General features: G+C 68.5%; 16 protein-coding genes. 2 read left to right on the top strand and 14 right to left on the bottom strand.

All coding sequences use genetic code 11. The features are described 5' to 3' along the window. The first annotated feature begins 71 nt into the window (after positions 1–71). Entirely contained in the window at positions 72–431 is a 360-nt protein-coding gene (locus ACLM5J_RS03005) for a hypothetical protein (RefSeq protein ID WP_413654518.1), read from the top strand. Positions 432–483: 52 nt separating this feature from the next. On the opposite strand, the gene ACLM5J_RS03000 is transcribed toward ACLM5J_RS03005, so the two are convergent. Genes ACLM5J_RS03000 through nth form a run of 4 tightly spaced genes read right to left on the bottom strand, consistent with a single transcriptional unit; the run spans position 484 to position 3705 of the window. Beyond that, on the bottom strand, positions 484–1662 hold the full coding sequence (locus ACLM5J_RS03000) for a MarP family serine protease (RefSeq protein WP_413654517.1): 1179 nt from the start codon (positions 1660–1662) through the stop codon (positions 484–486). Then, a complete protein-coding gene (locus ACLM5J_RS02995) occupies positions 1659–2372 on the bottom strand; it encodes an NUDIX hydrolase (RefSeq protein ID WP_413654516.1) in 714 nt (237 codons plus the stop codon). Before ACLM5J_RS02995 ends, ACLM5J_RS03000 begins: the two co-directional genes overlap by 4 nt. Then, positions 2369–3004: a TlpA family protein disulfide reductase gene (locus ACLM5J_RS02990; RefSeq protein WP_413654515.1), complete on the bottom strand. Its 636-nt coding sequence runs from the start codon at positions 3002–3004 to the stop codon at positions 2369–2371. The genes ACLM5J_RS02995 and ACLM5J_RS02990 overlap by 4 nt, the downstream gene beginning before the upstream one ends. After that, positions 3001–3705: an endonuclease III gene (nth, locus tag ACLM5J_RS02985; protein ID WP_413654514.1), complete on the bottom strand. Its 705-nt coding sequence runs from the start codon at positions 3703–3705 to the stop codon at positions 3001–3003. The genes ACLM5J_RS02990 and nth overlap by 4 nt, the downstream gene beginning before the upstream one ends. Before the next feature lie 126 nt (positions 3706–3831). Between nth and ACLM5J_RS02980 the strand changes: the two genes are divergently transcribed. After that, on the top strand, positions 3832–4509 hold the full coding sequence (locus ACLM5J_RS02980) for a Crp/Fnr family transcriptional regulator (RefSeq protein WP_343996046.1): 678 nt from the start codon (positions 3832–3834) through the stop codon (positions 4507–4509). Positions 4510–4680: 171 nt separating this feature from the next. On the opposite strand, the gene ACLM5J_RS02975 is transcribed toward ACLM5J_RS02980, so the two are convergent. The 10 genes from ACLM5J_RS02975 to ACLM5J_RS02930 all read right to left on the bottom strand — a co-directional run bounded on the left by ACLM5J_RS02975 (position 4681) and on the right by ACLM5J_RS02930 (position 16515). Further along, complete coding sequence (locus ACLM5J_RS02975) at positions 4681–5340, bottom strand: alpha/beta fold hydrolase (RefSeq protein ID WP_413654513.1); 660 nt, start codon at positions 5338–5340, stop codon at positions 4681–4683. Positions 5341–5414: 74 nt separating this feature from the next. Then, positions 5415–7349 carry an acetate--CoA ligase gene (acs, locus tag ACLM5J_RS02970; protein WP_413655004.1) on the bottom strand — a complete coding sequence of 645 codons (1935 nt, stop codon included), beginning with the start codon at positions 7347–7349 and terminating at the stop codon, positions 5415–5417. 224 nt (positions 7350–7573) lie between these two features. Further along, the gene (locus ACLM5J_RS02965; protein WP_413654512.1) at positions 7574–9199 is read right to left on the bottom strand and encodes a cation acetate symporter; all 1626 of its coding nucleotides are present in this window, start codon (positions 9197–9199) and stop codon (positions 7574–7576) included. Position 9200: 1 nt separating this feature from the next. After that, complete coding sequence (locus ACLM5J_RS02960) at positions 9201–9542, bottom strand: DUF485 domain-containing protein (RefSeq protein WP_413654511.1); 342 nt, start codon at positions 9540–9542, stop codon at positions 9201–9203. Positions 9543–9693: 151 nt separating this feature from the next. Further along, complete coding sequence (locus tag ACLM5J_RS02955; RefSeq protein ID WP_413654510.1) at positions 9694–11175, bottom strand: hypothetical protein; 1482 nt, start codon at positions 11173–11175, stop codon at positions 9694–9696. Then, positions 11172–11876, bottom strand: coding sequence for a hypothetical protein (locus ACLM5J_RS02950; RefSeq protein WP_413654509.1), 705 nt, complete (start codon positions 11874–11876; stop codon positions 11172–11174). Before ACLM5J_RS02950 ends, ACLM5J_RS02955 begins: the two co-directional genes overlap by 4 nt. Before the next feature lie 107 nt (positions 11877–11983). Continuing rightward, a complete protein-coding gene (locus ACLM5J_RS02945; protein WP_413654508.1) occupies positions 11984–12655 on the bottom strand; it encodes a response regulator in 672 nt (223 codons plus the stop codon). Further along, positions 12652–14670 (bottom strand): sensor histidine kinase, encoded by a 2019-nt coding sequence (locus ACLM5J_RS02940; protein ID WP_413654507.1) that lies wholly within the window; start codon positions 14668–14670, stop codon positions 12652–12654. Before ACLM5J_RS02940 ends, ACLM5J_RS02945 begins: the two co-directional genes overlap by 4 nt. 61 nt (positions 14671–14731) lie before the next feature. Next, positions 14732–15235, bottom strand: coding sequence for a hypothetical protein (locus ACLM5J_RS02935; protein ID WP_413654506.1), 504 nt, complete (start codon positions 15233–15235; stop codon positions 14732–14734). Then, on the bottom strand, positions 15232–16515 hold the full coding sequence (locus tag ACLM5J_RS02930; protein WP_413654505.1) for a hypothetical protein: 1284 nt from the start codon (positions 16513–16515) through the stop codon (positions 15232–15234). The genes ACLM5J_RS02935 and ACLM5J_RS02930 overlap by 4 nt, the downstream gene beginning before the upstream one ends. Between the last annotated feature and the right edge of the window lie 118 nt (positions 16516–16633).

Genomic DNA, 16633 nt, shown 5'->3' with positions numbered 1-16633 from the left:
CGCGCCGAACCGTCCGGCATATGCGCCGAACCGTCCGGCATACGCGCCGAACCGTCAGAGGTGAGCGTCCGTTGATCGTTCCGCAGTCTCGTCAGGAGACTCTGATCGTCGGTACGGGCGATACCGGTGCCTTTCACGCCGTCTGCCGTCCGCGAGGCGCGGTCCTACGCGACCTGACGGACCCTGACTCCGTTCGCTGGGTCCAGTGGTTTACAGCGATCCCCGGAGTCCTGGGCATCGTGGGTCTCGTCCTGCATTGGACCGTCTATCGAGGCGCCTGGGAACTGTTGATCCGGCCCGTCGGAACCCCAGACGTACCGTGGCGGTACCGACTCCACGGGTCGCGCAATCACTGCGAGGAGCGGCTCCGGAACTTCGCCGTCTGGATGGAGTCCGGTAGCGACGCCGACGCTTTCTTCCACAAGCACTGACGGTTCGGCGCGTCTAGCTGACGGCTCGGCGCGTATGCCTGACGGCTCGGGGTCAGCCGGTGCAGGCGCCCGTCGAGACCTGACTGCTGGCCGAGCGGCCCTTGGCGGCGGCTGACTGGACGGCCTTCGCGGTCACCGCATAACCGGTCTCGGAGTCGGTGACCGACGCTGCGAAGACCACGCCGACGACGTCGCCGTCCGTGCTGAGCACCGGCCCACCCGAGTTGCCGGGCCGGATCAGCGCCCGCAGCGAGAGCACCTCGCGGATCACCGAGCCCTCGTTGTAGATGTTCGGCGAACGGAGCTTCTGCTCGGTCCGCACCCGACCCGGCTGGACGTCGTAAGGCCCGTCCTCGGGGTAGCCGAGGATCGCCACGTTCTCGCCCTTCGCGGACGCCGTCGAGAACTCCAACGGGTCGACCTCGGCACCCGAGACGGCCAGTACCGCGATGTCGAGATCCGCGTCGTAGTAGACGACGTCGGCGTCGAACGTGTCCTCGCCGAGGTAGACCGTGGGGTCCTTCACGCCAGCCACCACGTGCGCGTTGGTCATCACGCGGCCGGGAGCGTAGAAGAAACCGGTGCCCTCGACGCCGCGGCCACAGTTGTTGTCGCCGCGAACCTTGATCACTGCCTGTGCCGCGCCGCGGACGTCCGGGTCGCGCATGATCCGGCGCACGTCAGGCGGCTTGACCTCGACGATTCGCTCCGGAGCGAACGGCTCCAGGTAGCGCGGGAAGAATCCGGTGCCGACCACGGAGTTGAAGCTGTTGAGGGCGGTGTAGGCCTGGTGCGGCAGGACCGAGTCGACCTTGGCGAGGACGGTGGACTCCCGCACGACCGGCGTCACGCTGCCGATCTTGGAGCCGGAGACGGCCACCCCCAGGGCCCACGCCACCAGGAGCACCGCGAAGGCGCTGAGCAGGGCGCCGCCGACGGCGTCCAGGGCGCGGGCCGGCTGCCAGGTGATCAACGAACGTGCCTTGGAGCCGGCCAGTTGCAGCGTCGCCTGGCCCAGGGTGGCGGAGAGGATCACGATGAACAACGCGCCCAGGGAGACCCAGGTGGAAGGGGCGGCGTCACCGAGTGCGATCGGTGCCAACCAGATCCCGAAGAGGCCGCCGAGCAGCAGGCCTGCGGTCGCGAATGCGCCCGTGATGAAGCCCTGCCAGTAGCCGGAGAGTGCATAGGCCAGGACCAGCAGGATCAGGATCACGTCGAGCACGTTCATCGACCGGGCCGCTCCTTGAAGTTGGTGTTCGGCTGCGGGCGCGGGCCCGGAGGGGAGCCGACCAGCATGTAGTCGGGAAGTTCGCGCACCACCGTGGTGTCCCACTCCTGGGTCCAGCCGATGTGGTCGAAGAGTCGGGTGATCACGCCCGCCGTGAAGCCCCACAGGATCACGTCGCGGTTCTCGCCGATCAGGAACCCGGGGCCCATCCAGCCGCTGGGAGCGCGCACCGAGATGCGGTGGGTGGGCTCGACCAGATCCTTGATGGTGACCCGGTGGATCGCGTGCACCTCTTCGACCGAGTGCGTGGTCACCGGAGACTCCTCGGCCCACCACCCCATCACCGGGACGACCGCGTAATTGCTGGGCGGCAGCCAGAGTTCGGGGAGGTCGCCGAAGATCTCGACGCCGTCGGGGTTGAGCCCGGTCTCCTCCCAACCTTCGCGCAGCGCTGCGGCGCGCGGGTCCTCGCCGGGGTCGATCCCACCGCCGGGGAAGGAGACCTGGCCGGGGTGGCTACGCATCGTGCGCGACCGCTCGGTGAGCAGCAGGTCGGGGCCGTCGGGGCCTTCCCCGAAGAGCATCAGCACCGCGCCGCGGCGTCCGGAGTGGTCGTGCGGCGGCACGAACCGACTCAGGTCGTCGGCGCTGATCGTGGCTGCGCCTTCGCGTACTGGCTCCAGCCAGCTGGGGAAGGGGCGACGGGTCATAACTCGATACCCAACCGTTCTTCGACCAGATCTTCCAACTCCGCCACGCTTTTGATCTCCCGGAAGATCAGCTGCGGGACGCCGTCGACGACGAAACGTCCGTCGGCGTCGACGAAGATGATGGCGGGCAGCGCGGGGATGGCCGGGATCGGCTTCTTGCCCGCCAGATCGGAGTTCGGGTCGGCCAGCTGGGGATAGGTGACGCCGGAGTTCTTTGCCAGCTCCAACGCCGCGGCCGGGCGGTTGTCCTGGAGGTCGACGCCGAGCACCGCCACCTTCTCGCCGTGCTTGGCGTAGAACTTCTGGTAGATCGGCAGCTCCCGCTCGCAGGGCCCGCACCACGAGGCCCACAGGTTGATCACCATCGGCCCGCGTAGGGCGCCGATGTCGACCGACTCGCCGCCGCCCAGGCAGGGCAGGGAGAGCGACGGGAGACCGTCCTCGACGGGGGCAGCCGTGCCCGGGGTGCACTCCTCGATCTTGGTGCTTGCCTTGAGGTCACGTAGCTCCGGCGTGTCGACCTTCACGTTGGACCGGCCCGGGCCCTTGATGTCGGGCGGGGAGATCGACGAGCATCCGGCCAGCAGCAGCGCACCCACCGCGAGGGCGACGGCGCCGCGGCGGCGGATCATGCCGGCCCCTGGGTCTTGACCAACGCGGCGGCAGCCTCGGGGTCGACCGGGCCCTCGCCGAAGGAAGGGCACCAGTGGGCCACCGGGCAGGCGCCGCAGGCAGGCTTCTTGGCGTGGCAGATCCGGCGGCCGTGCCAGATCACGTAGTGGCTGAGCATCGTCCAGTCGCGTTTCGGGAAGAGATCGCCGACCGCGAACTCGACCTTGACCGGGTCGGTCTCGGTGGTCCAGCCGAAGCGGCGGACCAGTCGACCGAAGTGGGTGTCGACGGTGATCCCGGGAATGCCGAACGCGTTGCCCAGCACGACATTGGCGGTCTTGCGGCCGACGCCGGGGAGCTTGACCAGGTCGTCGAGGCGGCCCGGAACCTCGCCGTCGTGGTCGGTCACCAACGCCTGGGAGAGCTTGAGCAGCGACTCCGTCTTGGCCCGGAAGAAACCGAGCGGCCCGACCAGTTCCTCCAGGTGGGCGCGGTCTGCGGCGGCCATCGCGGCGGCGTCGGGGTAGGCGGCGAAGAGAGCGGGGCGGGCCTTGTTGACCCGACGGTCGGTGGTCTGCGCGCTCAGGACCGTGACGACGAGGAGTTCGAACGGGTTGTCGAAATCGAGTTCGCAATGCGCTTCGGGATAGGTCTCACCAAGCACACGATTGATCTTGCGGGCACGGCGGACGAGGGCCGTGCGGGAGTCGTTCGCGGGCACGAGTGACACCCTACGTGGCCCCGCCTACCGACTTTGTTGAGGCACTCAGTGGGTCAGAGTTGAAGATGTGAGAGGTGACACGGCTAGGATCGTGAGGCGTACGGCCAAATTCGGATGGAGGAACCTGTGGACAACGACGTACTGCGTCAAGCGCCGCTCTTCAGTGCTCTCGACGACGAGGCGGCAACCGCGCTGCGTTCGTCGATGTCTGAGAGTCGCCTGCGTCGCGGTGAAGTGCTCTTCCACGAGGGTGACTCCGGCGACAAGCTCTATGTGGTGCTCGACGGCAAAGTGAAGCTCGGGCGCACCTCGGGCGACGGTCGCGAGAACCTGCTCGCGATTCTCGGCCCTGGTCAGATGTTCGGTGAGCTCTCGCTCTTCGACCCGGGACCGCGTTCGGCGACCGTCACCTGCGTCACCGACGCCTCGTTCGCGTCGCTCTCGCACGACGACCTGCTCAAGTGGCTCGAAGGCCGCCCGATGGTGTCGCACGGTCTGTTGACCCAGCTCGCCAGCCGGCTGCGCAAGGCCAACGATGTGGTCGCCGACCTGGTCTTCTCGGACGTGCCCGGCCGCGTGGCCAAGGCGCTGCTCGACCTCGCCGACCGTTTCGGTCGGACCGCGGACGACGGCGTCCACGTGCACCACGACCTCACCCAGGAGGAGCTCGCCCAGTTGGTCGGCGCCTCGCGGGAGACGGTCAACAAGGCGCTCGCCGACTTCGCCTCGCGCGGCTGGCTGCGTCTGGAGCCCCGCTCCGTGGTGATCATGGACATCGAGCGCCTCTCGCGTCGCGCCCGCTGACTCACCCTCAGCTTCATCGAACGCCCCGACCTCCGGTCGGGGCGTTCGTGCATTTCCCGACCTTCGGTCGGCCTTGGCATGTCGTGTCACTCTCCCGATAGTCCCTGACAAAAAGTGCGACAAATCGCCCAGAAAAGGGGCCAAACGTCAGGGACTATCTCCGAAATGGCGCTAAGAGGCGATCGTGAGCAGGAGTTCGGCGAGGGCCTTCGGGGCGGTCACCATGGCGTCGTGGCCACTGGCCAGCTCGTGACAGGTGGCGCCGGCGGCCTCGGCGAAGGCGGTGAAGGGCATCTTCGAGGGCTTGCACAGGATCGCGTGCAGCTCGACCGAGCCGGGGGTGAACGCCGTCGGCGCGGAGTCGGTGAAGGTGGCGAACGGGTGGGGCACCAGCTGTGGGGCGAGCCAGGTGGCCTCGGGGCTCTCCTCGGCGACTCCTACCGTGCGCAGTGACGGCACCGGCAACATTGCGGGATCTCCCGTGGCGGCGGCGCGGCACCAGTCGGCGAACCAGTCCGGGGCGACGTCGAGCATCGAGCTGCCGGCCGGGGTGAGCCATGCGTCGAGCAGGACCAACTGCCGCGCCGGCGCGTGCGCAACGGCGAGCGAGGCCGGGATGCCGGTGTAGCTGTGCGCCACCACGGTCGCGGGTTCCGGCGTCGCGGCGATCGCTTCTCGCAGCGCCGTGATGTGGTCGGCGAGGCCGATCCCCGGGCTGAGGTCCAGCGACGGTGTGAGCACCTGATGCCCTGCGTCGGTGAGCAGGGGGCGGACGAGGTCCCAGGCGGAGCCCTGATGCCAGGCTCCGTGGACAAGAAGGAAGGTAGCCATCAGCGATGACGCTAGCCGGTCGCCGGCAGACGCAGCGACGGGGCAGGCGCACAACCCGCCCCGTCGCCACAGCGTCAGTCGTCGTTGGAGCTCAGGCCGCTCTGGATCAGGCTCATCACCGAGGAGTCGGCCAGTGTGGTGACGTCGCCGATCTCCCGGTTCTCCGCGACGTCGCGCAGCAGGCGTCGCATGATCTTGCCGGAACGGGTCTTCGGCAGCTCCGGGACCACCATCACCTGGCGCGGCTTGGCGATCGCGCCGATCTCCTTGGCCACGTGGTTGCGGAGCTCGTTGACGATGTCGGCACCGGGCTCGCTGGCCGCGCTGTCCCGCAGGATCACGAAGGCGCAGACCGCCTGCCCGGTGGTGTCGTCGGCTGCGCCGACCACGGCGGCCTCGGCCACCTTGGGGTGGGAGACCAGGGCGGACTCGATCTCGGTGGTGGAGAGCCGGTGGCCGGACACGTTCATCACGTCGTCGACACGGCCCAGCACCCAGATGTCTCCGTCCTCGTCCCGCTTCGCGCCGTCGCCGGCGAAGTAGACGCCGGGCCACCGCGACCAGTAGGTGTCCTGGTAGCGCTGGTCGTCGCCCCAGACGGTGCGCAGCATCGCCGGCCAGGGCTCGCGGATGATCAGGTAGCCGCCGTGGCCGTCGGGTACCGAGTTGCCGTCGTCGTCGACGACGTCGGCCGCGATCCCGGGTAGCGGCACCTGCGCTGAGCCGGGCTTGGCGTCGGTGACGCCGGGTAGCGGCGAGATCAGGATCTGACCGGTCTCGGTCTGCCACCAGGTGTCGACCACGGGGCAGCGCTCGCCGCCGATCACCGAGCGGTACCAGACGTAGGCCTCCGGGTTGATCGGTTCGCCGACCGAACCGAGCACCCGCAGCGAGGAGAGGTCGTACTTGGCGGGGACGTCGTCGCCCCACTTCATGAAGGTCCGGATCGCGGTGGGCGCGGTGTAGAAGATGGTGACGCCGTACTTCTCGATGATCTCCCACCAACGACCCTTGTGCGGGCTGTCGGGGGTGCCTTCGTAGAGGACCTGGGTGGCGCCGTTGGCGAGTGGCCCATAGACCAGGTAGGAGTGGCCGGTCACCCAGCCGATGTCGGCGGTACACCAGTAGACGTCGGTGTCGGCCTTGAGGTCGAAGACCGCCCAGTGGGTGTACGAGGTGCCGACCAGGTAGCCGCCGGTGGTGTGCAGGATGCCCTTCGGCTTGCCGGTGGTGCCCGAGGTGTACATGACGTAGAGCGGGTGCTCGGCGTCGTGCATCTGCGCGGTGTGCTCGACCGACTGACGCTCGACGATGTCGTGCCACCAGACGTCGACGGCGTCGTCGAAGGCGACCTCTTGGCCGGTCCGGCGGACAACCAGGACGTGCTCGACGAGACCGTCGACCTTGGCCACGGCCTCGTCGACAGCGGGCTTGAGTGCGGACGGCGCGTTGCGGCGGTAGCCGCCGTCTGCGGTGACGATGACCTTGGCGCCGCAGTCGAGAACCCGGCTGGCCAGGGCGTCGGCCGAGAAGCCGCCGAAGACCACCGTGTGCGGCGCGCCCAGGCGGGCGCAGGCCAGCATCGTGATCGCGGCTTCGGGGATCATCGGCAGGTAGATCGCGACCCGGTCGCCCTTGACGACGCCCAGTTCGGTGAGCGCGTTGGCGGCCTGGTTGACCTCGTCCTGCAACTGCGCGTAGGTGATGTCGCGGGTGTCGTCGGCCGGTTCGCCGACCCAGTGGATCGCGACCTTGTCTCCACGCCCGGCGGTGACGTGCCGATCGACGCAGTTGACGGCTGCGTTGATGGTGCCGCCGGTGAACCACTTGGCGAAGGGCGGGTTGTCCCAGTCGAGGACCCGGTCCCACTTCTGGCCCCACTCCAGCCGTTCGGCCTGCTCGGCCCAGAACGCCGCGCGATCCGAAGCGGCGCGTTCGTAGGTCTCAGCTTTCACGTTGGCCGATGCGGCGAGTGCTGCCGGCGGCGGGAAGCGCCGCTCTTCGTGCATCAGGTTGGACAGTGCGTCGTTCACGCGATTCTCCTGTGGTCGTCGTCACACGGTTGCGCCCGCGGCCAGCCTAGACCCATCTGACCAGGGTCAGCTGGCCGGGACGTTCTGCGTTGCGCTGGTCGCAACCTTGAGAGGTCATACGTTGCGAAGAGGTAGCAAGGCCGGGACGTCATACGTTGCGAGCAGGGGTCTACTCGGTCCGTATGACGCCCCGGGGAGGGCTAGTGGGAGAGGGCTCCCTCGGCGCCGGCACCGGTCAGGGCCCGGACCTCCAGTTCGGTGTACCGCTCCTCGCTGGCCGGCTCACGCGAGGTGACCGTGCCGAGCCAGCCGAGGAAGAAGGCCAAGGGCACCGAGACGATCGCCGGGTTCTCCAGGGGGAACCAGGAGAAGTCGATCCCCTTGGGGAGCAGGGCCAGGTTCGTGCCGTCGGCGGCGACCTTGCCGGAGACGACCGGCGAGAAGAAGACCAGGCCGACCGACGAGATCAGGCCGCCGTAGATGCTCCAGACCGCGCCGCGGGTGTTGAACCGCTTCCAGAACATGTTGTAGACGATCGAGGGCAGGTTGGCGGAGGCCGCCACCGCGAACGCCAGCGCCACCAGGAAGGCGATGTTGAGGTTGCGGGCCGGGATGGCCAGGGCGATCGCGATCAGGCCGATCACGCCGGCGGAGATCCGAGCGACCTTCAGCTGCTCGGCGTCGGAGGCCTGGCCCTTGCGGAAGACCGAGTTGTAGAGGTCGTGGGCGACCGAGGCGCTCGAGGTCAGGGTGAGACCGGCGACCACCGCCAGGATGGTGGCGAAGGCGACCGCTGCGATCAGGGCCAGCAGGATCGCGCCGCCCGCGCTGCCTTCGCCGCCGCCGACCTCTTCGGCCAGGAGCACCGAGGCGAGGTTGCCGCCGGAGGCGACGACGTCCTGCATCTTGTCGGTGCTCAGCATGGCGGTCGCGCCGAAGCCCAGCACCAGGGTCATCAGGTAGAAGGCGCCGATCAGGCCGATCGCCCAGAGCACCGACTTCCGGGCATCGCGCGAGGTCGGCACGGTGTAGAAGCGGATCAGGATGTGCGGCAGGCCCGCGGTTCCCAGCACCAGCGCCAGGCCGAGGGAGACGAAGTCGATCTTGGAGGTGGTGTCGATGCCGTACTTGCCGCCGGGGTTGAGGAACTCGGGGTTGCCGGAGTTCGAGGCCGCGGTGCCGAGCAGGTCGGAGATGTTGAAGCTGAAGTGGGCGAGCACCAGCAGGATGATCAGCAGTGAGCCGAACATCAGGAGCACGGCCTTGATGATCTGCACCCAGGTGGTGCCCTTCATCCCGCCGACGGTGACGTAGAAGATCATCAGGGCGCCGACCACGAAGATGGTGACGTTCTTGATGAACTCGCTCTCGACACCCAGCAGCAGGTTGACCAGCAGACCGGCGCCGACCATCTGGGCGAGCAGGTAGAAGATCGAGACGACGACCGTCGAGGTGGCCGCCGCCGTCCGGACCGGTCGCTGCTTCATTCGATAGGCGAGTTGGTCGGCCATCGTGTACCGGCCGGAGTTGCGCAACATCTCGGCGACCAGCAGCAGCGCGATCAGCCAGGCGACCAGGAACCCGATCGAGTACAGGAAGCCGTCATACCCGTACATGGCGATCGTGCCGGAGATGCCCAGGAAGGAGGCGGCCGACATGTAGTCGCCGCCGATGGCGAGGCCGTTCTGGAAGCCGGAGAACGATCGGCCTCCGGCGTAGAAGTCGTTGGTTCCGCTGCTGCTTCGGCTGGCCCGGAAGGTGATGAAGATGGTCAGCAGGACGACGGCGAGGAAGAGCCCGCCGGTGAGGAGCTGGTCGGAGTCCATGTCACTTCTCCTGCTCGTAGCGGTCGTTGAGGACCTGGGCCAGTGGGTCGAGCCGCTTGGTCGAGTAGTTGCTGTAGAGCCACGCGATGGCGAAGGTGGTGACGAACTGCAGCAGGCCGAAGACGAGCGCCACGTTGATGTTGCCGATCACCTTGTGCGCCATGAAGTCGCCGGCCCACATCGACAGGACCACGTAGAGCAGGTACCAAGCCAGGAAGGCTGCGGTGGCTGGGAGGACGAAGCCGCGGTACCGCGAGCGGAGCTCGGCGAACTCGGGGCTGGCGTGCAGGTGGTCGTAGACCGGATTGTGCCGGTCGGCCTGGTCGTGGGTTGGAGATGACACCGCAGTCTTCCCTTCGCGTGGAGTGGTTCTTGCACGCTAGAAGTGACGCCCGTCACTTCGGCAGGGGTCGGTGCCGGAAGAGCGCTCAGTGGTGACGACTGCGCGCCGAGCGGTCGCCGAGGCGCGGCGAACGGTCGGCGCGCAGCTGCGCTCAACGTAGGGTGGTCCGGCGCTGCTTCGCGCTCAGGTGCCGGTTCCCGAGATAGCGGATCTGGAGCACTAGGCGTCCGCGCCCTGGCCGGGTCACCTTCACGGTGCCGGTACCGCCGCGCAGGATCGCCCGGCCCACGATCCGCCCGCCCGCCCGGACGACTACCCGGCCGCTGACCTTCGCCGGACCGGTGACCCGGACCCTGAGCTGAGCACTCCGTGCGGTGCCTCTGGTGATCCGCGCAGTGAGGACGGGGCTGGCCTTGGCCACTCGCCCTGTGGTGGCCCGCAGCGTCACAGGGTCGAAGCCGGGACGGCGCACCGTCGCCTGCACGGTGATCCGGGCACCGACGTCCGAGGCCTGCAACTGGTAGCCGGACGCCGTCGCCCCCGGGATCGGTCGCCCGTTGCGGTACCAGCCATAGTCGACCGGATCCGCGCCGCGCACCGCGACGAGATTCTCCGGCGGGACCGGTTCGGCCAGGGTTGGGAGTACCGCGGTGAGGCGACCGCCGACCTGGGCCTTGCCGCGCACCCGCAGCGGCCCTTGAGCCGCATAGGGGCGCGAGACCCTTACCGGGCTGGAGGTCGCCTCCGCGTCCGCGTGGCGATCCAGCCGTCCGACAGCGACGTAATGGATCTCGGCGCCGGAGTCGGCCGGCTGCAGCCGGTAAGTCGGTCCGTTGGCGTCGTCGAGGCGGAAGCCGTCGCGGTACCAGCGGTGCTCGATCGTGCTGGGGGTGGGTGTGAACGCTGTCCCCTCAGCGCGGAGCACCGCACCCACCCGGGGTTCGCCGATGAGACGGGGCGGAGTGCTCACACCCATCGCGCCGGGCCGCACTCGATAGGTGACGAGCTGATTACGTAGGTTGCCGACGTTGTCGCGGGCCTGAACCTGCAGGGCGTAGACGCCCGGCGTGCTGGTGTCGATCAGGCTCCCTAGCGCCTGGTCGCCAATGCAGGAGGCGACGCCGGAGTGGGCGTCACCGCAGGTAAAGCCGACCACGACCTGGGAGTCGAGGGCGAACTCGGCTCCGTTGGTCGCCAACGCGCCGGTGAAGTTCACCGTCGGCCTGGTCCGGTCGACTCCTACCCAGAGCCGCATCGGCGTGTGGTTTCCGTTGCCGTCGTAGGCGGTGAGGTCGATCTGGGTCGACCCTTCCGTGGTGATTGTGAACGAGCCGCGCGTGGTTCCTTCGAGCACACCCTGATCGGTGGTCGCCCCACTGAGCTGGTATTCGATGTGGGAGACCCGCGACGAGACGCCGCCGTTGGTACCGTCGTCGGTGACCACGAAGGAGACGGTGCGGGTGTCGGGGAACCAGCCCTCGAACCCGCCCTCGGGGTAGACGAGGGTGATGACCGGCGGGGTGCGGTCGTACTTCGTCGGGTCGGGCTCCGGTTCTGCGCCGACGGCGTAGCCGGGACCGGGAAGCAGCAACGCGGCGCTGGTGAGACCGGTGAGGAGGTGACGGAACTTCATCGCTCGCCTCCCTGGATCGCGACACTGCGACCGAACGAGAGCCAGATGCCGGCGATGCTGAGGCCGATCATCGAAACGAAGGGGAGCCCGGGGACGCCGGTCACCCCGACCGCGCCGAATGCGGCGATAGCGAAGAGGGCGGCGCAACCGGAGACGCCTCGGGCGACCAATCGCTCGCGGAACCCCATCCAGGCGATGCCGCCCAGCGCGACCGCGACCGGAAGCCAGCCTAGGTAAGGGCTGAAGTCGTTCATCACGTAGTAGGAGTAGAGGCCGGCATCGTCGTAGGTTCCCTCCTCCATTGCGCCGTGTAGGTAGTTGCCAAGGGCGCCCTTCCAGCCATAGGCGAGGGTTAGCGCACCGGCCGCGGCGACCAGGCCGAAGGTCACCACGGGGGCCCCGATCGACCACTTGAAGCGTTGATCCACCCGGCGGTGCCAAACGGCCGCAGCGATCAGAAGGGCCGCCACACAGAGGAATCCGGCGAATCCGCCGATCGGGAATGGCAGGTGGTCGAGCGCAGACATGTCAGCGGCCGAAACCGTGTAGTCGTCGCGGTTCCGCTCGCCTTCGGGACGTCGATCGGTGGCCAGGGTGGCGACGGCACCCAGAAGACCGGCGGCGGTCAGCCACAGGGGCCAGGGGGCCGGGCGCTGGGTGTTGACCTCCTCGGGGGGAGGGGCAAGGTTCGGGAGAGACATTGGCGGTTCACTTTCAACTTGCGACGTAGGACGTCGGTCGCGGCGAAGCGCTCGCGACCGTTCCACCGTCGCGGCGTCGATGGCCCGGGAGGTAGGGACCGGTGACCTCAGTTGGCCGGGCTGTCGCTGCCCACCCCGGCGTCGCGTGCCTTGGCGACGAGAGCCGCACGATCGTTGACGTCGAGCTTGGTGAAGATCGCGTAGACGTAGTTGCGGACCGTCTTGCTGGTCAGTACGAGCATCCGCGCGATGGTCGCGTTGTCGTGTCCACGAGCGACCAGCTCCAAGACGTCGCGCTCGCGGTCGGTCAGTTCGGCGAACGCTCCCGAACGGGCGTTACGCGAGTTGGTCAGAAACTCCATTGCGCGGGGTGCGACCTGGGGGCCGAGCATCACCGCGCCGGAAGCGATCGCGCGGATCGCGCTCTCGATCTCCTCGGGTTCAGCGCCCTTCACCAGATAGCCTCGGGCCCCGGCTCTGAGCGCGCCGAAAAGCGCTTCGTCGTCGCCGAACATGGTGATCACCAGGACGCCGGTGCCGGGGCTCTCGGCGAGGATCGACCGGGTGGTCTCGGTGCCGGACTCGCCGCCGAGATCGAGGTCCATCAGGACGACGTCCGGTCGGCTCAGGGTGACCAGTTCGCGGGCCTCGGCCTGGTCGGCGGCCAGCCCGACGACCTGGAAGTCACCGATCTCATCGAGGAGCGCGGCCATACCGATCCGGAAGACGGGATGGTCATCGACGATCACGATCCGGATCATGGGGTCCTGACTTGTCATCTCAGCTCCATCCGAACTCGGGTTCCCGCGCGATCGGTCGGTGCCTGCACGCTGAGTTGGGCGCCGAGTGCGTCGGCCCGCTCGCGCATCGAGGTGAGCCCGACGCCGCGTCGAGGCGCGGGTGCGATGCCGATCCCATCGTCGTGGATCTCCAGCACCGTTCGGTCCTGGCTCTGACTGACCGCGATCTCGACCCGGGTGGCGCGGGCGTGCCGGTGGGCGTTCATCAGCGCTTCCGAGGCGACGTGGTAGATCGCGATCTGTTCCCGCGTGGTCAGCTGACGATTGGTGGTGATGGCGACGTCGACGCAGAGGCCGGCATTGGTGAAGCGCTCGGCGAGGACCACCAGTGCGCCGTGAAGGTCGGCGTCGTCGAGCTGAGCGGGTAGGAGGGAACGAGCGAGCAGCCGGACGTCCTCAGTACGCCGGTTGACCTCGTGGCGCAGGTCGTCAAGCAGCTGTTCTGCGCCCTCAGGATCGTGTCGAAGTCGGCGTCCGGCGGCCGCCAGGCCCAAGGAGATTCCGGCGAGTGCCGGGCCCATGCCGTCGTGTAGATCCCGGCGCAGCATGCGGCGCTCCTCGTGGCGTACCTCGCCGAGCCTGCACGAGGCGTCGCGGAGCCGTAGCCGGGTCTGTTCCAGGTCGAGGCTGAGGGCTATCACGTCGCTGAGCTGCGCCAACGCGCGCAGGGTGCGCTCGTCGAGCCGCTGCCCTACAGTGGCTTGGGCGCGCATCGTCCCCAGGAGGCGGCTGTCGGTCTTCAGGACGACCTCCGCGCGCTGCGCCGTCCGTGGCTCGGTGAGTGGACGCCCGGCCGCGGCGATGACCTGCGGGGGTTCCGTGGAGCGGACCTCGAGCCATCCGAGGCGGAGGCCGTGGCGCACCTTCGCCAACACTGCTTCGAGCCCGGCCGCCTGGTTCTGCATACCTTGGCCGAGCTCGGCCAGGATCCTGACCGGGTCGGCGGCGTCGCCGTAGACCACGCGATCGACCCGGTCCTGCAACCAGCGCCGCAGCGGATGGGCGAGCAGCGCCACTACCGCGACCATCACCGTGCGGGCGCTCTGGTCGCTGATCGGCAGGAGCACGCCGAGCGCCGTCACGCAAGCTACGTAGATGCCGACCACGATCGATGAGAGCAGGCCGAAGACGACGGCGCGAGGTACCGCACCTGCAATCCGGCGGGGCCCGAGAATGACCACCACCACGCTCAGGGTGAGCAGGAGTTGTGCGGCGACCAGGAGCGCGAGCAGCGCCTGTTCGAGCGTGGCGCGATGCCAGGCGGAGGGCCAGAACTGGAGAGCAGCGGCCACGCCGAAAAGCAGGGTGACGGCGGTCGCCATCACGCCATATGCACGTGCCCGGTCCGGGGGCTCCCGACGCCAGTGCCGGATCACCGAGCCGACGCCGAGCAGCCCGACCAGGCTGTTGAGCAGGAGCATGGGCGAGGCAACAGCCGCGAGCACCTCCAGCACGCTGGCGGCCGGGGCGAACGGATTGGTGGGGCTGTCGGGCTGTTGGTAGGTGAGGCTGATCAGGCCGATCACCACACTGCCCAGCGTGCCGATGATGGCAGCCCCACGCGCGAACCCACGTGGCGACTCGGCGCGAAGCAGCCAGGGTAGGACCGACATTGCGAGGAAGGCGCCGGCGCTGGAGAGGCCCGCGGCCAGGGCGATGCCAGTGCCGATGCCGGGGAGATCGTGGCGCCAACCGAAGAGGGACCAGCCGAGCGCGAACTCCGACCAGGCGAAGCAGAGCGCGATCGCCGCGGTGATCCAGCCGGCGGGGTGGCTGCGCCGGTTGAGAATGACCGCGGAACCGGCGCCCGCGGTCACCGCGATCACCAGGTAGATCAGGTAGAAGTCGCGTTCGGCGTACCAGGGCACCGCGCTGAACTGCGTCGGTGCGGCGACGACGAGGATCAATGAACTCAGCGCCAACGCCCAGGTGGAGCCGCCGATCACCCAGGCGGTGATCGGTCGGCTCCGGGTGCCGCTGGGCTCCTGCTCCATGGCCGCCATTGTGGGCGAACCTTGGCGGAGATGGTCGAGGTTCGCCCAACTACGCGTCCGGTCAGGGGGCAGCAAGGAGGATCCGGTAGCCGCCGTCGCGAGGCTCGATCTCGAAGCCGACGTCGCCTGCGGTGCCGGTGATCACCTCGCGCCCCAGCTCAGCGCGCTCCTCCCGGCTGAACTCGGTTGCTTCGACGCCAGTCAGAGCCGTTGCGTAGTGGTCCAGGACCGTGGTGCTCGGCGTGGCCAGGGCGTACTCGACACTCTGGATGCTGCCTGAGGTGTATCCAGCGTTGCAGAGCACGGCGTCGGCCGGTGGCTGCGGCCAGCCGCTGGGCAGCAGGTCGGCATCGGCCAGGTCGGGTGTGCCCCAGGCATAGGGGAAGACATCGGTGCATTCTGGGGGCAGCCCCGAGCTGACCTGCTCGTCGGCGACGTCGTCCTGGACCTGCTCCAGGTTGTCCTTCGTGCGGGGCGCGTCGGAGTCCGACCCGGAGCACCCCGCCACCAGCGTGAAGGTGGCGACCAGGGCAAGCAGGGTGGAACTGGAGCGGGCGTTACTCATCGACGTACCTTCCGAGTGGCTGGGCTGGTGACGGTGACCGATAGATGTCCGTTCCGGCTGGCGGTGATTCGTAGCTGGATCCGGCAGCCGCGGTCCTTGCGCGTCAGCCGGTAGTTTCGGGTGGTGGCGGAGCGGATGGGGTTGCTGTTGCAGAGCCACCGGTAGCCGATCCGTTGGGCCGACGGCGTGAATAACGGCGATCTCGAGGTGAGCCGGCGCCCGACCCGCGCGGTGCCCTTGACCGTAGGCCGGCCGCTGGCCTCCAGCCGCCGGGGTGCCGGCGCCAGCGGTGCCGCCGACCAGTCCGGTTCGCTGGCGTTGGGGATGATCCGGGTGGGATCGGTGCATGGCTGCGCGGCGGTGGTGGCCCAGATTCCGTCCGGTTCCTGCCAGGCGAAGTGGAGGCTGTCCGGTGCCCAACTCGGCGAGGAGAGCCCATCCAGCGCACTCGTCATGCAGGTCCACACGGGCGGCCCTGGTGGGGCACCCACACGAGGGTCGCCGATCACCTCGTACCAGGTGATCCGGGTGTCATCTCCCCAACCGCGGACCGCAGCAAGGCGGGTTCCGTCCGGAGAGAGCTCAGCATCGGAGAGGTCGGTGGAGGCGCCCGGCGGGACATTGCTGAGTTCGTGATCGTCGAACCAGTGCACGGGCGCGCTTCCGAGGTCCTTCACCATGATCTGGTACAGGTAGCCGCCGGAGGCCAGAAGTCGGGTATTGCTCGCCCAGGAAGGTGACCAGTGCGGCGTGATCCCATAGGTGGTCGCCGGCGTCGGCGTCTCGGCCCGGGTCACCGACGACGCCACACTGGGCCGGCAACCTGGTGTGCCGAGGTCGCACTGGTGGGCGATCAGGCTGTAGGCGATGTGGCGACCGTCAGGGGAGATGGCGACGTCACCGGCCGGGGTGTTCGGTCCACCGACCAACGGTGGCGGGTCGATCGTATTGAGCATGGTGCCGTTCTGGGTCATGCGGATGATCAGGTGTCGACGGCTGACGGCGATCACGCCTGTGTCGGACTGTGACGGAGACCGGTAGGGCGCCGTGGCGGTACCGTCCCGGGTTACCCGATAGGCCCCGGTGCCGTCACCGCGGGCCAGCCAGACGTTGTGGTCGCGGATGAAGACGATGGAGCCTGGGGCGGCGATCGCAGCAGATGCCCGGGGGCCATCTGCGCGCGCTGAGGGACTCGGATCGGCTGCTGCCGGTGCGCTCTGCAGCGTGCCGGCGCAGAGCGCACCGGCCAGAAGGGCAGCGGCGCGTTGACGTGACGACAAGGAACTCTCCTAGGCTCGGACCTTCGATAGGTACAAGCAGCATCGAGTGCACGGCGGCCCGGGCAGCAGGGGCCACCGTCCTTGATCAGCCGGGTCGATCGGTACGCGCGCCTACGGC

It is taken from the genome of Nocardioides sp. Bht2 (genome assembly GCF_047308515.1).
Classification (GTDB): domain Bacteria; phylum Actinomycetota; class Actinomycetes; order Propionibacteriales; family Nocardioidaceae; genus Nocardioides.
This window is presented reverse-complemented; position numbering and strand designations above follow the sequence as displayed.